Annotated in this window: 15 protein-coding genes and 1 pseudogene; 2 read left to right on the top strand and 14 right to left on the bottom strand. The window is 29.7% G+C overall.

Annotation, left to right across the window (positions count from 1 at the left end; genetic code table 11):
- Positions 1-217: 217 nt before the first annotated feature.
- The 4 genes from NNC19_RS09085 to NNC19_RS09070 all read right to left on the bottom strand — a co-directional run bounded on the left by NNC19_RS09085 (position 218) and on the right by NNC19_RS09070 (position 4,969).
- Positions 218-1,615: an amino acid permease gene (locus tag NNC19_RS09085; protein WP_310938319.1), complete on the bottom strand. Its 1,398-nt coding sequence runs from the start codon at positions 1,613-1,615 to the stop codon at positions 218-220.
- 282 nt (positions 1,616-1,897) lie between these two features.
- Entirely contained in the window at positions 1,898-3,349 is a 1,452-nt protein-coding gene (locus tag NNC19_RS09080; RefSeq protein ID WP_310938318.1) for an ATP-binding protein, read from the bottom strand.
- Complete coding sequence (locus tag NNC19_RS09075; RefSeq protein WP_310938317.1) at positions 3,346-4,044, bottom strand: response regulator transcription factor; 699 nt, start codon at positions 4,042-4,044, stop codon at positions 3,346-3,348. Before NNC19_RS09075 ends, NNC19_RS09080 begins: the two co-directional genes overlap by 4 nt.
- Before the next feature lie 199 nt (positions 4,045-4,243).
- Positions 4,244-4,969 carry a DUF6448 family protein gene (locus NNC19_RS09070; RefSeq protein ID WP_310938316.1) on the bottom strand — a complete coding sequence of 242 codons (726 nt, stop codon included), beginning with the start codon at positions 4,967-4,969 and terminating at the stop codon, positions 4,244-4,246.
- Between the two features lie 427 nt (positions 4,970-5,396).
- On the opposite strand from NNC19_RS09070, the gene NNC19_RS09065 reads away from it, so the two are divergent.
- The gene (locus NNC19_RS09065) at positions 5,397-7,136 is read left to right on the top strand and encodes an ATP-binding cassette domain-containing protein (RefSeq protein WP_310938315.1); all 1,740 of its coding nucleotides are present in this window, start codon (positions 5,397-5,399) and stop codon (positions 7,134-7,136) included.
- 89 nt (positions 7,137-7,225) lie between these two features.
- Here NNC19_RS09065 and NNC19_RS09060 read toward each other — a convergent pair.
- The 8 genes and pseudogenes from NNC19_RS09060 to NNC19_RS09025 all read right to left on the bottom strand — a co-directional run.
- A pseudogene (locus NNC19_RS09060) lies at positions 7,226-7,372 on the bottom strand (PC4/YdbC family ssDNA-binding protein); the annotation flags it as partial.
- Positions 7,373-7,378: 6 nt separating this feature from the next.
- The gene (locus NNC19_RS09055; protein WP_310938314.1) at positions 7,379-8,188 is read right to left on the bottom strand and encodes a helix-turn-helix domain-containing protein; all 810 of its coding nucleotides are present in this window, start codon (positions 8,186-8,188) and stop codon (positions 7,379-7,381) included.
- Between the two features lie 70 nt (positions 8,189-8,258).
- Positions 8,259-9,083: a molybdenum cofactor biosynthesis F family protein gene (locus tag NNC19_RS09050; RefSeq protein WP_310938313.1), complete on the bottom strand. Its 825-nt coding sequence runs from the start codon at positions 9,081-9,083 to the stop codon at positions 8,259-8,261.
- Between the two features lie 156 nt (positions 9,084-9,239).
- Positions 9,240-10,646, bottom strand: a complete 1,407-nt coding sequence (locus tag NNC19_RS09045; protein ID WP_310938312.1) for an L-fucose/L-arabinose isomerase family protein — start codon at positions 10,644-10,646, stop codon at positions 9,240-9,242.
- A gap of 180 nt (positions 10,647-10,826) precedes the next feature.
- Positions 10,827-12,080, bottom strand: coding sequence for a PTS transporter subunit IIC (locus tag NNC19_RS09040; RefSeq protein ID WP_310938311.1), 1,254 nt, complete (start codon positions 12,078-12,080; stop codon positions 10,827-10,829).
- 25 nt (positions 12,081-12,105) lie between these two features.
- On the bottom strand, positions 12,106-13,587 hold the full coding sequence (locus NNC19_RS09035) for a glycerol kinase (RefSeq protein ID WP_310938310.1): 1,482 nt from the start codon (positions 13,585-13,587) through the stop codon (positions 12,106-12,108).
- A gap of 30 nt (positions 13,588-13,617) precedes the next feature.
- Complete coding sequence (locus NNC19_RS09030) at positions 13,618-14,547, bottom strand: transketolase C-terminal domain-containing protein (RefSeq protein ID WP_310938309.1); 930 nt, start codon at positions 14,545-14,547, stop codon at positions 13,618-13,620.
- Between the two features lie 2 nt (positions 14,548-14,549).
- Positions 14,550-15,374, bottom strand: a complete 825-nt coding sequence (locus NNC19_RS09025; RefSeq protein WP_310938308.1) for a transketolase — start codon at positions 15,372-15,374, stop codon at positions 14,550-14,552.
- Positions 15,375-15,707: 333 nt separating this feature from the next.
- On the opposite strand from NNC19_RS09025, the gene NNC19_RS09020 reads away from it, so the two are divergent.
- On the top strand, positions 15,708-16,715 hold the full coding sequence (locus NNC19_RS09020; protein ID WP_310938307.1) for a LacI family DNA-binding transcriptional regulator: 1,008 nt from the start codon (positions 15,708-15,710) through the stop codon (positions 16,713-16,715).
- 75 nt (positions 16,716-16,790) lie between these two features.
- Here NNC19_RS09020 and NNC19_RS09015 read toward each other — a convergent pair whose 3' ends face one another.
- Together NNC19_RS09015 and NNC19_RS09010 are read right to left on the bottom strand one after the other, a co-directional pair.
- Positions 16,791-17,855 carry an ABC transporter substrate-binding protein gene (locus NNC19_RS09015; protein ID WP_310938306.1) on the bottom strand — a complete coding sequence of 355 codons (1,065 nt, stop codon included), beginning with the start codon at positions 17,853-17,855 and terminating at the stop codon, positions 16,791-16,793.
- Between the two features lie 94 nt (positions 17,856-17,949).
- The gene (locus NNC19_RS09010; RefSeq protein ID WP_310938305.1) at positions 17,950-18,732 is read right to left on the bottom strand and encodes an ABC transporter ATP-binding protein; all 783 of its coding nucleotides are present in this window, start codon (positions 18,730-18,732) and stop codon (positions 17,950-17,952) included.
- Between the last annotated feature and the right edge of the window lie 26 nt (positions 18,733-18,758).

The following is an 18,758-nucleotide window of genomic DNA, read 5'->3' as shown; positions in this document are numbered from 1 at the left end:
ATTTTTAAATTTATATATGCTTCAAATATTTTTTGAATTCCAACACATAGTTTGTATTCAATATTTTTACATTATTATAACTCAATCTTCATAATAATTCTTATTTTATAGAATTCATGATTAACTACATTATTTGTAATACTAAAAATCACGATTACCTGCAAGCAACTATTAAAGCTCCTTCCAAGTAATCGTGAATATTCATAGTTAGCCTATCTTAATTTAATAATTTTTCACCTTCAAATTTTTCTTCTTTTTGAGTATTCCCTTTGTAAATGCCAAAAATGAAATAAGCTATAGTGATAATTACACAAAACACAACTCCAATAAATAATGACATTTGTGTATCAGAGTTAATGCACATACCGATTATAACTAAACAAAGATATACCACTACAATATAATTTGCATATGGGAAAAACTTTGATTTAAAAGGATGTGCTGCCATTTCCTCTGCATGCTCTTTTCGAAATTTTATTTGACTTATACATAAAACAATCCATGGAGCCATTCCTGGAAAAACACTGGCGCTGTATATATAAACAAATAATTTAGAATTTGGATAAATATAATTTAAAATTACGCCAAAAAGCAAACAAGCCAAAGTTGTTTTAATAGCATTTCCTGGCACTCCATCTTTATTTAATTTACCTAAAAACTTAGGAGCCTGTCCATTTTTTGATAATGTATAAAGCATACGGCCACAACTATAAATTCCACTATTACATCCAGACATTGCAGCTGTCAAAACTACAAAATTAACTATACCCGCAGCTGCAGCAATTCCAACCTTAGAAAAAGTCAAAACAAATGGACTGCCAAGAGTACTAATTTGATTCCATGGATAAATTGTTACAATTACAAATATAGCCCCAACATAGAAAATTAATATACGCCAAATAACATTTTTAGTTGCTTTTCTTAATGTATTTTTTGGATCTTCTGCTTCACCAGCTGTGATCCCAATAAGTTCTACCCCTTGATATGATGCTGTTACCAGACATAACGCAAACAACCAACCTTTCAATCCACCAGTAAAGAACCCACCATTTGCTGTGAGATTTTCTAGTCCAATGGCTACACCATCATTACCAATTCCAAAGAAAATCAAGCCAAATCCAATTATAATCATAACTACAATTGTAACAACTTTAATCAAGGAAAACCAAAATTCAAATTCACCATAAAACTTAACTGAAACCATATTTGCTGCAGCAATAATAACCACACCGATTAATGCAGGAATCCAAGTTGGCAACCCTGGGAACCAATAATTAACGTAAATACCTATAGCTGTGACTTCTGACAAGCAAATAGCTATCCACATAAACCAATAGCACCATGCTGTCATATATCCAGCCCAAGGTCCTATATATTTCTGTGCATAATTTGCAAAGGAACCTGTCAATGGTTCTAAATAAAGCATTTCTCCCATAATTCTCATAATTATATACATTGCAATACCTGCTACTCCATAAGCCAACAGTACTGATGGTCCTGCCCATTTTATTGTACTAGCTGATCCCATGAATAAGCCTACTCCAATTGTTCCACCTAAAGCAATCAATTCAATATGACGTGCTTTTAGTCCTCTTGATAACTCTTTTTCTTCCACCTAAAATGTCCCCTTCCCAAAATGTCTATCAAAAGATTGTCTTTCCTATGCAGACATTTGTTTTTTATTTAATAATATATTAACACAATTTTAGGTTTTTTTCATTTTTTAGACAATATATATAATGCAAGAGTATAAATCTAAAACCTTTACTTCTATGAAAAATTAGATTTCCTCTTAAAAAGCCCCATTTTGAAGTACTTCCTTTATCATTCCAATATTTTTATAATAAGTAACCTTGAAACTTTATATTTTTTAAGGCTGCTTTAGAATATAACCTCATTAACAATTAATTAGACTAAAACTAAAAATAGAACCTTTTTCTAGTTCACTTTCTACCCAAGTCCTCCCACCTAAGAGTTGAATTATTTCCTTTACTAAGGATAGTCCTAACCCAGCACCTTCTTTTGATAATTGCCTTGTTTCATCAATTTTATAAAATCTTCCCCACACCTTAGTAAGGTTTTCAGGTGAAATCCCTATACCTGTATCAATAACATGGACATAGACCTCATTTATATCTTGCTCCACTTTTACTTCTATACTTCCACCTGCTGAAGTAAATCGTACTGCATTTGTAATATAATTAATAATTACCTGCTGTATTAAATCCTCATCTCCCCAAACCATTGGCAATTTTTCTGGAATATCTAATACTAATACAATATCCTGATCCTCTACTATTGGTTTAAGCTTCATTACTGTTCTGTTAACAACTTCTGATATATTTAACCTCTTTTTATTTATCTTAATTTGTCCTGATTCGATTCTTGATAAATCTAAAAGGCTATTTACTAATCTATGCATTCTAAGTGTTTCTTTCAATATAATGCTAAGATATCTTTTTTCCTCTTCCTTGCTCTTAATTACACCATCAAGAATAGCTTCAACATATCCTCTCACTGAAGTTAATGGTGTTCGCAGCTCATGAGCTGCATTAGCTACAAATTGCCTTTGCAATCTTTCCAACTTTGACATTTTGTTTTTTTCATTCTCTAAATCCCTCATTGTCTTATCTAGTGTTACCATCATATAATTAAAGGTATCTGCTAATTTCCCAATTTCATCTGAAGAATTTACTGGAACCTCATGAGAAAAATTACCTTTTGAAATTTCTAAAGAAACATCTGTTATTTCTTTTATGGGCTTTACTATAGACATTGAAATAAAATAACTTACAAAAATTGAAATAATAATAGCTATACCACCAGCAACAATTACAATCCTAAATGTCTGCATAATACTATTGATAATATCTGATAATGGATTACAAACAAAAATGGCTCCTTGGATTTTATCTTGTGCATATATTGGTAAAGCTACTGAAAGTACTGGCTCATTTACATATTTTATTATTCCTTTATTGTAAACCTCTTCACCATTAAGAGCTCTTTCCACTTGGTTGCTATTTGGACATATTTTATCATCATGATTTAATTCATTAGTACCACTAATGATGTTATTATTTTTATCTAATATCCACATATGACTAATATTTACCTTATTAAAATTATCTACTAGCTCATTAATCTTTTTAAAATCTTTATCTTTAATATAGTCACTTAATATATCAGCCATTTCTTTACCTTGAATAAGAAGTTGTTTTTCTTTTACTGTAAGGTAATATTGACTAAAAAATATATAAAAAAACAAACTTACTATTATAATGCAAATAAACGTAACTAAAGTATATGTTCCTAAAAGCTTAACAAAAAGATTTTTCTTAATTCTCATTCTTTAACCTCAAACTTATAACCAACGCCCCAAACTGTATATAAATATGTATATACATGTCCCTTTTCTATTTTCCTACGCAAACGCTTAATATGAGTATCCACAGTACGTGAATCACCTAGATAATCATATCCCCATATTTTATCTAGTAACCTTTCCCTTGTAAAAACTATTCCTGGATTATTAGCTAAAAACCACATCAATTCCACTTCTTTAGGAGTAGTTACTATTTTTACCCCACTCACAATAATCTCATATTTTGAAAAATCAATAATAAGTTCTGGAAATCTTATTACATCATTCTCCTGATCTTCTGTTTTTACTCTTCTTAAAATTGCCTTCACTCTTGCTGAAATTTCTCCTGGAGAAAATGGTTTAGTCACATAATCATCTCCACCTATTTTCAATCCAAGTATTTTATCTGACTCATCACCTTTTGCTGAAAGCATAATTATAGGTGTATCCATATCCTTTCGTAATTCTTGTGCGACTTGTAATCCTCCTTTGTAAGGCAGCATAATATCTAAAATAATTAAATCTGGATTCATTTTTCTAGCAAGTTCTAATGCCTTTAATCCATCGTCAGCTATCTCCACTATAAATCCCTCTGCCTCTAAATATAATTTAAGAAGTTCTGAAACATTTTCTTCATCATCTACAACTAATATTGTTTTCTTTACAAAGTTATTGATCATTCTCCATATCCTTTCTTAATAGTTTATCTATAATTACAATAACCAATTTTAATATATATTTAATATAAACTTTCCTACTATTTTATTCTGTAATCTCTGTTACACATTATAAATTTCCCCTCAGATAGCTGTATAAAAAAATTACCTTCCTCATACAAATTGAGAAAGGAAATCTTATAATTCATATTTAGGTTATCTTTTATTTTGAAGCCTTTTTATGATAAGCAACACCTAATATTAAAGTAGTAATAGAAAATACTCCTGCTAAACTCCAAGGAAGCAATGGTAAAGATTCTACTTTATCATTATTTTTTTCAGCATTAACAGCTTCTGAATCGTGTCCAGTTTCAGTAGCATGATGAGCCCCCTCCTCTTCTTCTCCTGCTGCAAAGTGTATAAATTTCACATATGCTTCAACATATTCCCTTCCCGCTTCAACATTATTTGCATCAAAGTTCTTTAAACTCGTTACTTTCTCAAATTTTTCTTTAAGTTCAGGCATTCTCTCCTTTTCTACTAAATTTTCTAAAGGAGATAAATTACCAGCCTCAATACTCTTATCTGCTGCAGCTTCTTTAGGATCAATAACTGTTCCTGAAGGTTTTATCCCTGTATAAGGTGCACCTTCTCCTGCTCTATGAATTCTAACTAGATTTTCAAAGAAATAGTTTTCTGAAAGCTCCTTAGCTTCTGAATTTAGTCCTTTAACCCTCATAGTAAGATCAAAGATTTTTGATATTTCCTTTTCATTTTCTGGGGTAACCCATTTTAAAACATATTTAACATTATTACTTTCAATTGCTTTTTTTGCATCTGTAATAGTTGGGCCATCCATTGTATCACAATGAGCACTTGCCATTGTAGGTATTGAAACAACAAGAGTTAAAGCTATTAAAAGTGTTGATATTATTTTTGATTTTTTCATATAAAAAGTTCCTCCTAAAATATAATTTATTATCTAGTTGAAGATACTTATTTCATATCTCGTTGATGATATTTATATTTTAGATAGACTTTTTGTACTACATAGGGACTATTTGTGAACTTTTTTTGTTCATTTTTAATTATCAGTAGAGAAATTTTTATCTAACAATCCAGAAAAAGACTTCTCCTCTAACTCTTCTTCTGTAAAAGAAAAAATCTTATATTCATGTGTTAAAATAATGTAGATATTTGTTGTTGCTTATATGAAATGATTGAACTTAGCTGAAAAAAGTGTTATGCTATTCGTATTAAACTTAATAAAATGTATTTATTACATAAAAATCAAATATAAAATTTCAATTACTAAAAGAATATATTAAGGTGCCTATTTTTATAGGCTCTTTTTTAATTATAAAGAGAGGTATACTATGCTAAAAATCGATAACTTATCTTACTCATTTCCTAATAAGGATCTATATAAAAATATTTCATTTACATTAGAATATGGACAGCATTGTGCTTTTATAGGAACAAATGGCAGTGGTAAAAGTACATTTATAGATATAATTATGGATCCAGAAAAATATATGTTTGATGGTACGTTAGAAATATATCCAAATTGTAGAATTGGGTATGTAAGCCAATTCTCTCAACTAGACAAAATGAAAGAAATTACTGTTTTCGAATATATTGGTGAAGAGTTTATTAAACTACAAAATGAAATAACATCTATTTGTACTGAAATGGAAACATCTTCAGATATTGATACTTTACTAGAAAAGTATCAACAAGCTCTTGACGCATTTAATGCAATCAATGGAGATTTTTTTGAAGATACTATTGAAAAAAATTTAAATCTTGCAAACTTAATCAATTATAAAGATTTAATGATATCTGAACTTAGTGGCGGAGAATTCAAGCTTATCCAAGTAATTAAAGCAATGCTAACTAGTCCAGACTTAATTATTATGGATGAACCAGATGTGTTTTTAGACTTCAAAAACCTTAATTCCCTTAAAGATTTAATTAATTCATACAAAGGAACAATGTTAATTATTACACACAATAGATATCTATTGAATCATTGTTTCAATAAAATTATTCACCTTGAAAACAAGGAACTACAAGAATTTGATGGAAGCTATATCGATTATAACTTTTCATTACTTCAAACTAAAATTGAATTACAAGAACTGGCTGCTGCTGATACTGCAGAAATTGAGAGAAATCAGATCTTAATAGATAAACTAAGAGTTATTGCTAGTGAGAATGCTGAATCTTTTAGAGGTAAAACTCTAAATGCTAGAGTTAAAATTCAAGAGAGATTAGAAAAACGTAGAATAAAAGCACCATTTGTAGATATTAAAGAAATGAATATCAGTTTAGTTGCAGATAATGAAATAGAAGAAGACATTGCTTTAAAAGTTAATAATTACAGTGTTGCCTTTGATGATGTACTTTTAGAAAATGTTAACTTTGAGATTAAATCAACTGATAAAGTAGCCATTATTGGTTCAAATGGTACTGGGAAAACTACTTTAATCCAAGAAATCTTTGAAAATAATCATGATTCTATTGAGATAAATGAACATATTAAAATAGCTTATTTATCCCAACTCCAAGGTAAAACACTAAATGATTCTAATACGATACTTGAAGAGTTCTTTGATTCTGGTTTTAAAACTTATGAAGAAATTAAATCATATATTTCAAACTATGGTTTTGAAGAAGAAATAATTAATCAAAAAATAGGTTCTTTATCTGGTGGCGAAAAAAATATGCTTCAATTAGCTAAGCTTTCTTCTAGCAAAGCAAATATGTTGCTTCTTGATGAACCTACAAGTCATTTAGACACTTATTCACAAATAGCATTAGAAAAAGCCCAAAAAAACTATAAAGGTTCGATTCTAATGATTTCTCATGATTTCTATTCTATAGTGAACTGTATGGATTTTGTTTTAATCATTGAAGACAAGACAATTAGAAAAATGAGTATGCGTAAATTTAGAAAAATGATTTATGCTAATCATTTTGACAAAGACTATTTACAAATTGAACAAAATAAAAAATCAATTGAAACCAAAATAGAATTAGCTTTAAGAGATAATGATTTTATCCTTGCAAAAGCTTTATCTGAAGAGTTAGAAGAACTAATTAAGTTACTCTAATTTCAGTATTGTGTCAATTCCGCCTTTATAAAATATTAATACAGTTAAAAGCCACTAATTTTACTGATATTAGTGGCTTTTACTATAAATTAAAAATCTAGTTTATTTAATAATTCTTTTAACTGTTTTAACTCATCAATACTTAAAGTAACACCTTTAACCATCTTCTTATGCTATGGTGCCCACTCTCTTAAATCATATTTAGCTTCTTTTCCATCCCAACTTATTGGATTTAATATATTTTACCCACACATTATTTCTAATTTTACTAAAGTAATTTCTTTGTTTTTATAAGATCTTGGGACAATCCATGTTTCACTAAAATCCCCCACTACATCAATATTATTATTTTTTATATAATCAGTAAGCTTTTTATAATATTTATGTTTATTATAACTATTATCATCAAATATTATTGAAACATAATACCCCTCAGGTAATATATTATAATTATTAGCATCATATTTATTATCAATATAATATCTAATATCCATATTAACAACCTTATTTTCTACTATGTATTTTTCATATAAAGTTCCAACTCCAAAAATTGAATATACTTCCCTTTGCCTGCTTTCAACATCCAAAATTACTCTTCTTAAGTTAACTTCTTGTTCTTCAATATTCCTTGAAATATAATTATAAGAAATATATCTTCGTTCTTTATTAAATGCTATAAATACCTCATTATTTTTCAAATTCATAGCATCAGTTATAGTAGTTCTTAACTTTTCCATAGAATTTTTTATTTTTAGCAATTCTGATATTTTTGAATCAAATACATCTATTTGATTCTCCATAATTGACAAAGTGTCTTCCACTGAAGAATTATAATTAATAAGATTTCTTATTTCTTGTAACGACATCCCCATTAATTTAGAATTCTTTATAATATCAATAATTACAAATTGATCAATTGAATAATATCTGTACTTACTTTGTTTATCAATAAAGGCTGGTTTAAATAATTCTATATCATCATAATATCTTAATGTTTTTACTGGTATATTAAATAATTTTGATATTTCTCCAATAGTAAAATATTTACTCACTTCATCCTCCAAGTTAAAACTAATTAATCTCAATTACATTATAATATTTTTAGTGTAATTAGTCCTTTCATTAGTACTCTGTTTTGTTTAACATTGTACCATATGAACCTATTGGGAAGTTTGTCACCTTTCCTATTTCATATGATTCATATCCATATATTTTCCCATAGGAACGCATTTTATTTAAATCTAAATCTTCAACTACAGTTCCTACTGTTGGTACTACCCTCTCCAACCAAGTAAACCAATATAAATTTTCTTCTATTTTTAAATAAAAGCATCTATCAGTATCACAAAGTCCTTTTTCTATTCCACTTACACAATGCCATGTATAATAATTTTCATTTAAATATATATGCTCATAAGTATCCTTTGAACTATACTTAAACAATATTCTTTTTCCTATTAAATCACTTGTAAACTCATGTTTTAATGTATTACTATTAAATTTTGTATCTATTGACGCATGTACAAACTCTGCTTTAACTGATGTTAACGGTAATCCCTTATCACCTCTCTCAAACTGTGAAATAGATACTTCTTCTTTGTTAGGTAATTGAGCTATTAATGTTGTTGCTATATTTTTATTAAAATCAATAACTGTAGTAAATGATTTAGTCTCTCCAAATGACCATATAAAATCTATTATATATATTCTTTTTCTTGGCGCTACTACTGTATAAATAGATGATACTTTTTCTTCTAGTTTCTCATTTATACATTTAACTCTTATAGTCTCATTATCTAAAAATTCATAAATCACTTCATATCCATTTTCATAATTTAGTATTACCTTTGTTCCTACTAATTCATTTGCTTGAGACAACTTAAATTCACTAAATCCTTTTGATAATTCTTCAACTGTTGGAAAATCTCTTTCTTGTACATTTTTCATAAAGCTTATCTCTCCTTATACTTTGTAATTTTCTTGTAATTAAAATTATAGAAGATACAGTAGATGGAGAGTCAATAATATTTTTTACAATATGAAAAATAAAAAGCCCACGAAAATCCAAACTTTAAATTTTCGCAGACTTCATTGTCTAATGACTTAAATATTTTCTCCTCTTAAATAAGCTTTTACGTCTTCTTCAATTGGATCATATAAATCAGGTTTAATACCAATATATTTACATGCTTCATATAATACTGGAACTACATTTTTATGAATTCCTACACAATGATGTATATAAGGTCCTTCAACAATTTTTGCTTCAAGTCTCTTAATATTTTGTACTTCTACCCATAAATAAGTTCCCATACATTTTGGTCCATCAATTCCTTTAGCATTTCCTAATAGTAATGAATATTCTCCATTATCACCATCAAATCTAACTAAAGATACATCTCCATGTTTTGCTTCTGCTGTAAGGCTGCCTGGATGATCAAATGCAAGTGGATAAGTAAGTTTTGCTTTCTCTTTTGCAATAGATATTGGCCATGGTCCACAATGTTGCAATAATTCTCCATTCTCTACATCTGGATGACGGATTGTCCAATCTGCAAAGAAACTCCTAGTTTCATCCATTCCAGCTGCTTCAACCATTAGAGTAGTTATAGCACCATGAATATCTGTTTCACATACAACAGGAATTCCTTCATCATTTAAAAGAGAGTTTGCTGCACATGGCATAATTCCAAGTTCACTTTGAAGTTGATTCCAGCATTGAATTGCTACTGCCTTACATCCATATTTTTCAACTAAATTTTTCATTGCAACTTTTAATGCCGCAACATTTTCTAATTCATTATCTTTAATGCATATTTCCATATTGTCTTTGCAGTGAGAAACAACTTTCTTAACCTCTATCTTCTCTTCCTTTACACGTTTTACTTCATCAGTTAACTCTGGCATTGGAATTGGAGATAATTGAATATTGAATTTTTCAAGTAATTCTCCTTCATTACACATTGTACTCCAAAAATCATATGGTCTTGTAGATATTTGTAAAATCCTGATATTTTTAAATGTTTTCACAACATTACATACCGCCATGAAATCCTTTACTCCTCGCTCAAAGACAGGATCATTTAAACGACAATTAGTAAGGTATGTAAATGGTATATTAAATCTTCTTAATACCTTACCTGTTGCAAATAATCCACATTGAGTATCTCTTAATCTATTTCCATCTGCCTCTGGTCTCTCATCAAGTGGTCCCCATAATAACACTGGAACATTCATTTCTTTTGCAAGCCTTCCACATTCATATTCAGTTCCAAAATTACAATGTGGTAAAAAAAGCCCATCTATTTTTTCTTTTTTAAATTTTTCTGCAATTTTAATTCTATCATTATCATCATATAAAAGACCTTCTTCATTAATATCTGTAATATCTACAAATTCTACTCCTAATTCTTTAAGCCTCTGTGCCGTTAACCCTCTATACTTAATAGCATCTGGTGCACTAAATATACTTCTTCTTATTGGTGCAAAACCAATTTTAATTTTTTCCATATCGTCTACCTCCTATGTTTTGTATATTTTTTGTATAAACATATTATAGATAACGTTTAACTTTATTAAAATAAAAAATAAAGTAAAGTTAACTTTATTTCAACTAAATATTATTTAAATTAACTCAACCTACAATTAAGTATCTTATAATAATACTGTTCTTTTATATTTTAAATTATCTTAAGCAAAAAGTTGGGCTATTTTTATTGAAACCCAGCCAACCGGATTAACAAATGGAACATTTAGAGAGCTCATAATATCCATTCCAGCTGGAAATGTTGCATGAGAAGAAACAGCTGCCTGAGAATATACATCAGCCAAGTTAGTAGCTGCAAATAAAGCAAATGCCATCATAAAAATTCCCGCTACTAACATCCTTAATATATCTTTTTTACAATATGCAGCACCTACTGTAAATAAGAAAAGTAAAGATGATAAATCTACAAAAGGTAATACTTTATTATAAGGTAATACAATAGCTAACAATAACGTAATAGGTATCATTAAAAGTCCTGTAGCAATAACAGATGGATTTGCTGCTAAAATAGCTACATCCATTCCAATGTAAAATTTTCTATTAGGGAACTTTTGTTTAAGTTTTAATTCAACAGCATCTTTAATTACATTAAGTCCTTCCAATAATATCCCCACCATCCTTGGAAGCAATACCATAGCAGCAGATACTTTAACTGCTAGTGCTAAAATATTCCCAATATCACATTTAGCTAATAAACCAATTGCTGCGCCAAGAATAAATCCTATTACTGTACTTTCTCCAAGTACTCCAAATTTCTTAGTGATCTTTTCAGGATTAACTTCAATTTTCCTTAAAAATGGGATTTTTTCAAAAAACCAATCTACAGCCATAGTAAAAACTATCCATGGCAATGCAGAAACATGTGGAAACGATATGCCTTCACATCCAAATTCTTTTGAAACTTTACCTGCAGTCAAATCTGCAACTTTTAAACAAATTGCAAATAAAACTACCATAATTCCTATTGATATTGCTACACTTCCTGTTACTGCATAGATTATAGCATCTATACATAAATATAACCAATAATTAAAAATATCAATATCTACTGTATTAGTAAGCTTGAACACAAGCATAATAAAATTCACTACTAATAATGAAATAAAACCAATAACCATTATTGGGGATCCCCATCCTACTGTAGACGCTACTGGCCATCCTGCATCTAATACTTCTAACTTGACTCCAAGATTATTTGTCATAGATGTTACAACAGGCCCTAAATTATCTAATAAAAGATTAATGACAAGATTTAATCCTTCAAATCCAATTCCAACATAAAGAGCTGCTTTAAATGATTTTCCTATTTTTACTCCAAATATTATTCCTAAAAATAGGAATATAATTGGCATCATAACAGATGTTCCTAAACCTACTATATAGTTAATTACGCTCATCAACATTTCCTCCTTTTTATATCATTTATCTAATTACTTTTTCTACAACTATTTTCCACCCCATATATTTTTCTTCTCTTTCTTCTTTTGATATAGATGGTACAAACTTATTTCTCTTTGTTTCAACAAAAAGTTTTTCCTTTTCATAAAAGCCATTACAAATTCCAGCCATGTATCCAGCTCCCTGTGCAGAAGACTCTTCACATCTTGGCAATTTAACAGTTGTATTTAAAATATCACATTGAAATTTCATCAAATATTGATTTGCTGTTGGAGCCCCATCCACACATAATTCTTTTACCTTAATCTCTTTGTCTGATTCCATTGATTTAACCACATCTGTAATCTGATATGCAATTGATTCTAATGCTGCTTTTACAATTTCTTTTCTTCCAGTTGTTCTACTCATTCCTGTAATCATAGCTGTTGCATCACTTTTCCAATATGGTGCTCCTAATCCTGAGAATGCTGGAACTAAGTATGTTTTATCATTCTTATTTGCTTCATATGCTAATTCTTGTGTTTCACCTGCCGATTTAATTAAATCGATTTCATTTTTGAGCCAAGTAATTACAGCTCCAGTATAATTTATATTTCCCTCTAAGACATAATACACTTTACCGTCTAATCCCCATGCTAATGAAGTAACTAATCCAAATCGTGATTGAATTGCTTTTTCTCCAATATTCATCATTACTGAAGACCCAGTGCCATAAGTAGCTTTTACCATTCCTGCTTCAATACATGCTTGTCCAAATAATGCTCCTTGAGAATCCCCTATTATACTACATATAGGAATTGGAGTATCAAACAATCCCTCAAAACCTGTATCACCATAATGATGGCTAGAATCCTTTACTTCTGGAAGAGCAGTTTTATCAATATTGAACCAATTACAAATTTCTGCATCCCATTCAAGATCATGTATATTATAAAGCTGTGTTCTAGATGCATTTGAATAGTCTGTAGCATAAACTTTTCCTTTTGTAAGTTTATAAAGCAACCATGTATCAATTGTTCCAAAACATAAAGAACCTTCTTCTCTTTTTCTCTTTATACTTTCAACATTTTCTTGTAACCAAGCATATTTTGCTGCTGGGAAATATGGCGATAGGGGCATACCTGTCTTTTCCAATACCTTTTCAGAAACACCCATTTCTTTTACTTTTTCGCAAATATTTTCTGCTCTGCTGCATTGCCAAACAATTGCCTTCGCTAAAGGTTCTCCTGTTTCTCTGTCCCATGCAGCAGATGTTTCTCTTTGATTACTAATCCCAAGACAGGCAATTTGTTCTTTTTTAATTCCTGCTTTCTCTATAAGATTTTTAACAACTAAAATTGTATTTTTATAGATTTCTTCTAAATCATGAGAAACCCATCCTTTTTCATTTATATATTGCTTATGTGGTAAATCTGCACGACAAACAATATCTCCATTTTTATCAAATAGCAAGGCTTTTGTGCCTTGCGTACTTTGATCAATTGATAATACATATTTCTTTCTCATTTTATTTTCTAACCTCTCTATATAATAATTTTACAAATTTTTCTTTACCATATCTGCAATGCCTTCTGCATTCATATTATAGTAATCAAATACTTCCTTTGATGTACCCGTAATCACTGGAGCATCTGGTAATGCTATGTTAATTACCTTCTTTGGGCATTCACTACTAACTACTTGACTTACCATAGACCCAAGCCCACCATAAGGAGAATGTTCTTCTACTGTAATTACTAATTTTGCTTTTTTAGCTGCTTTAACAATAGCTTCTCTATCTAATGGTTTTATACAATACATATCTAATACTGTTGAACTTATACCTTCTTTTTCTAATAATTCAGCTGCATCTACTGAAGGCTGTACCATTTCTCCACATGCGATAATTACTACATCATTACCATCACATACAACAGTTGCCTTATCCATTTCAAAAGGACAATTATTCTCTTCATAAATATCCTCCACTGAATTTCTTCCTACACGTATATATGCAGGTTTATTATCTTTTAATAATTCAGTAAAAAGTTTTTCTGTCTGCAAATGATCACTTGGAATATATACACGCATATTTGGTATTGCTGATAATGCTGCAATATCTTGTGCAGAATGATGGCTCATACCAAGTGCACCATAACTTATTCCTCCACTAATCCCTATTAATTTGACATTTGTATTGGAATATGCCACATCTATCTTGCATTGTTCATAGCTACGAGTAGACAAGAAGCATGCTGGTGATGCTGCAAATGACTTCTTTCCACATTTTGCAAGTCCTGCTGCTACACTAACAAGATTCTGTTCCGCAATTCCCATTTCAATAAACTGTTCTGGATAAGTATTAACAAAATCAGTCAATGAAGCAGAACCTCTAGAATCACTACAAAGAACTACAATATCTTTATCCTTTTCTGCCTCTTTTACTAGTACATTACATATTGCTTTACGATTTGCTATTTTATTCATAACTAAATTAACTCCTTTCTTTCTTCAAAGTCCTTCATAATTTGTTTGTACTCTTCTTCATTTGGTAAATGATGATGCCATGCTGCTTTATTTTCCATAACTGCAGAACCTTTTCCTTTAACTGTATTTGCAATTACTACAGACGGTTTATATTTTGTGACTTTTGCTTCTTCAAATGCTGCATTAAGTTGTTCAATATCATTTCCATCTTTCACTTCAATAACATGCCATCCAAAACTTGCAAACCTCTCTCCAAGATTTTCATGTGCCATAACATCTTCAGTATTTCCAGAAATCTGTAGATGGTTTCTATCAATAACAGCACATAGATTATCTAATTTATATTGATTTCCAGCCATTACCGCTTCCCAAATAGAACCTTCAGCTAATTCTCCATCTCCCATTACTGTATAGACTCTTGCATTACTTTTATTCATCTTCTGTGCTAATGCCATACCAACACATACAGGAAGGCCATGTCCTAAAGAACCTGAATTCATCTCAATACCATCAAGTTTATTATTAGGATGTCCAATATATTTAGATCCAAATTTACTAAAATTTAATATTACTTCATCTATATTTAAAAAACCTTTTTTAGCTAATAATGCATAATAAGCTTCAACTGAATGTCCCTTACTTAAAATGAAAAGATCTCTGTTTTTCTCATTCATATTTTCAGGGCTAATGTTCATCTGTTTAAAATATAATGTAACTAAAATTTCCATAACACTCATATCTCCACCAATATGTCCTCCCTTTCCTTCAACAATCATATTTACTGCATCTTTTCTTAAATCATATGCCATTTTTTTTAATTCCTTCATGACTATATATCCCCCTTCTAACAAAGATATCTTTCTCTTCTAAAACAAAGTATACGTATTCATTAACTTTATTTCAATTTGTTATAAAGTAATTTTCACTTTATTCTAACTTTATTTTTTCTTAGACAAAAAGTTGTTTTCTATATATAATGTATCTATAATATCATTCCGATAACTGGATAATCTTATAGATATTTCAACATAAGACATAAAGAAATAGTATGTACTATTTCTCTACTGAGTTGTATGTGATTTATCTAGTAACAAAGTTTTAACTTAAAATGATAAGAGTTAAGCAGAACACCCTCATATTAGAATTAAGGAGGTATATTTATGTCTATCACAGCAAAAAAATTATCTGAAATACTTGGATTATCAGCTACTGCAATATCTATGGCTCTTAATAATAAACCAGGTGTAAGCATAGAAACTCGTCAAGCTGTTATTAAGGCTGCTGAAAAATATGGATATGACTTTTCAAAATTATCACTAAAATCCACACCTGAAGGTGAAATATATATTATATTTTATATCTCTGCCAATGCTATTATTTCTTATTCTCCTATTTTTGATGAGCTGCAAAATGGCTTAGTGAGAGAACTAAAAAAAGAAAATTATCGTATGAAAATATTATATTTTTATGAAAAAACAGATGATATCAATATTTTTCTTGGCGATATTAGAACATCTGACTGCATCGGCATTGTCCTTCTAGGAACTGAGCTGTCTGAAAATGCTGCTAAACAATTTTTATCGCTGTCTATTCCTACTGTAATTCTAGACTCTTATTTTAAATGCTTAGATTGCAACCACATTTTAATTGATAACTATCAAGGTGGGTATATTGCTACAAATTATTTAATTGCACATAGACGTCACCAGCCAGGACTTTTAAAATCAACTTATTCTTTGCATAATTTTAGAGAAAGGGAATTAGGTTTTCGTGAAGCTCTACAAGCAAATGGAATGTCTTACTCCTGCTCAGTTGTTCATACATTATCTCCATCTATTGAAGGTGCCTTTTCTGACATGTTAGAATTGTTAAATCAAAATGTTTTGCTCGCAAATTGCTATTTTGCAGAGAATGATTTAATTGCAATTGGAGCCATGAAAGCCTTTAAGTCTAAAGGTTATCGCATACCACAAGATATTGGAATTATAGGCTTTGATAATATTTCAGAAAGTCTTGTTGTAGATCCACCTTTAACAACTGTTAACGTTTCACGAATATATATGGCAGAATTTGCAGTAAAATCACTATTAAACTCTATAAAAAATCCTATTTCTTATACACATAAAATACAGATTTCAACTGCACTAATAGAACGATCTTCTATATAAACGAAATGATCTCTTTAAAATCCAATAGGATTTTAAAGAGATCGCTATGTTTGCTCTGTTATAAATTATTCTTTATTATTTTTCTGGATCTAATCCACTAATTATTCTTTGTGCATCATCAGAAGATAAGTCATAGTCTAAAAATTGCTTATAGAATTCTTGAGTTTTTTTAACCAAATCTAAATCCTTGAACAAATCTGGATAAAAAGTTTTTGCTGCCCAAAGGATTTGTAAAGCCTCTTCAGCACTGTATCTATCCCAATTGAATGTTCCAACTGGATTAGAATAAATTTGGTTATTTTTCACTGCAGAAAGACTTGACCATGTAGGGTCATTTTCTATAGCTTCTTTTCCTTTGCTTGCAGATGTCCCACCAATTATAATTACATCAGGATTTGATTTGATTATATCTTCCATTGTTATTGTAATCATATTCCCTTCTGTATTTATAGCATTTACACCACCAGCTAAATTAATCCATTCATCTATCATTGATTTCTTACCATCTACTTTAAGAAGATCAGTTCCATCAACTATATGTAAGACCTTTGGTCTTTTCTCTTCTAGCACATTTTTTGTACGTTCTGACACATAACTTATGTTTCCATCTAAATATTTTAAATATTCATCAGCTTTTTTTTCGGCATCTTCTCCTATTACTTGTGCTGTAAGCTTTACAGTCTCCCTCATTTGATCGAAATTTTGAAACATAACCTTTACAGCTTTTATACCAGCATTACGTGCTGATTCAATTTGTGAATCTGTTGAAGAAAGAACTACATCAGGTTTTAAGGACATTAATTCTTCTATTTGTACATCATTCCCATTAAGAGGTGATTTTACTTCTTTTATACGTGGATAAACCTTATCAAACCATGCTATTTTTTTTACATTATCTGTAGTTGCAACTAGCTTATCAGCACCTCCTAGTAATAGTACAATTTGATTATTTGCATGCCACAAATCTGCAATTTTAGTTACTTTGTTTGGAATTTGTACTTCAGTTCCTCCTTGGTCTTTAACAGTTCTTGTATCTATTTGTTCACCTTGATTAGTTTTACTTGTAGTACATCCAGCTAAAGTTGCTGTTATTGTAATTACTGAAATCATTACTACAAGTAATTTCATTACTTTTTTCATATTTATTCTCCCCATATAGTATATTTTTTGTACCTTAACATATTTATAAATGCTGTTTTACTAATCATCACTTTTTCCTTTGTAGCAGGTATAATTATAAATTTTCAGAAACGCATACCATCCGGTCTATTTCACTCATGTATATTAATCTTAATTTAGTTTTATATACTTCACTAAGAATGTCTTCTTTTATAATTTCTGTTACTAAACCAATTTCCATGTTTCCATCTGTATTTAATATTCCCACATGCCCTCCTAAAAGTATTGGATGATTCGGATTATGAGTAGTCATTATGATTGAATATCCATTTTCTGAAAGCTGTTTTACAATTCTCATTATCTTTAGTTGATTACCATAGTCTAAAGCTGATGTAGGCTCATCAAATATAATTAATTTAGGCTGCTGCACAATAGCCCTTGCAATATTAGCTAATTGTCTCTGCCCTCCACTAATATTACTATAAGATTTATTATAGTAATGATTTATTTCTAACATATCAATAGCTTCATCAACAATTTTATAATCACTTTTAGCTGGCATTAAAAACATTCCAAGATGTGGTGCTCTCCCCATTGCAATATAGTCTCGTACAGAATATCCATAACTATTAATGCTAGTTTGTGGTACATAAGCAACCTTTTGAGCTTTTATTTTAGAAGGTATTTTTATTATATCCTTCCCCTCCAATAGAATTTGTCCATTATTTGTTTGAAACAGTCCAGCTATACAATTTAACAAAGTCGATTTACCTGCTCCATTGGGCCCTAAAATAGTAAAAATTTCTCCTTCTTCAATAGAAAATGAAATGTCTTTAATTATTGTAGATGAACTTTTATATCCATATGAAATATTATTTACTTCCAATAATTTCCCCATAACTTTCACATCCTTATATTTCATAA

It is taken from the genome of Clostridium sp. SHJSY1 (genome assembly GCF_031626875.1).
Classification (GTDB): domain Bacteria; phylum Bacillota; class Clostridia; order Clostridiales; family Clostridiaceae; genus Clostridium.
Note: the sequence above shows the minus strand (reverse complement) of the source record. Positions and strands in the feature narration are given on the sequence as shown.

Coding starts and splice junctions, on each gene's coding strand:
- NNC19_RS09080 (WP_310938318.1), bottom strand. CDS start 3,349: ATGAGAATTAAGAAAAATCTTTTTGTTAAGCTTTTAGGAACATATACT.
- NNC19_RS09075 (WP_310938317.1), bottom strand. CDS start 4,044: ATGATCAATAACTTTGTAAAGAAAACAATATTAGTTGTAGATGATGAA.
- NNC19_RS09070 (WP_310938316.1), bottom strand. CDS start 4,969: ATGAAAAAATCAAAAATAATATCAACACTTTTAATAGCTTTAACTCTT.
- NNC19_RS09065 (WP_310938315.1), top strand. CDS start 5,397: ATGCTAAAAATCGATAACTTATCTTACTCATTTCCTAATAAGGATCTA.
- NNC19_RS09050 (WP_310938313.1), bottom strand. CDS start 9,083: ATGAAAAATGTACAAGAAAGAGATTTTCCAACAGTTGAAGAATTATCA.
- NNC19_RS09045 (WP_310938312.1), bottom strand. CDS start 10,646: ATGGAAAAAATTAAAATTGGTTTTGCACCAATAAGAAGAAGTATATTT.
- NNC19_RS09040 (WP_310938311.1), bottom strand. CDS start 12,080: ATGAGCGTAATTAACTATATAGTAGGTTTAGGAACATCTGTTATGATG.
- NNC19_RS09035 (WP_310938310.1), bottom strand. CDS start 13,587: ATGAGAAAGAAATATGTATTATCAATTGATCAAAGTACGCAAGGCACA.
- NNC19_RS09030 (WP_310938309.1), bottom strand. CDS start 14,547: ATGAATAAAATAGCAAATCGTAAAGCAATATGTAATGTACTAGTAAAA.
- NNC19_RS09025 (WP_310938308.1), bottom strand. CDS start 15,374: ATGAAGGAATTAAAAAAAATGGCATATGATTTAAGAAAAGATGCAGTA.
- NNC19_RS09020 (WP_310938307.1), top strand. CDS start 15,708: ATGTCTATCACAGCAAAAAAATTATCTGAAATACTTGGATTATCAGCT.
- NNC19_RS09015 (WP_310938306.1), bottom strand. CDS start 17,855: ATGAAAAAAGTAATGAAATTACTTGTAGTAATGATTTCAGTAATTACA.
- NNC19_RS09010 (WP_310938305.1), bottom strand. CDS start 18,732: ATGGGGAAATTATTGGAAGTAAATAATATTTCATATGGATATAAAAGT.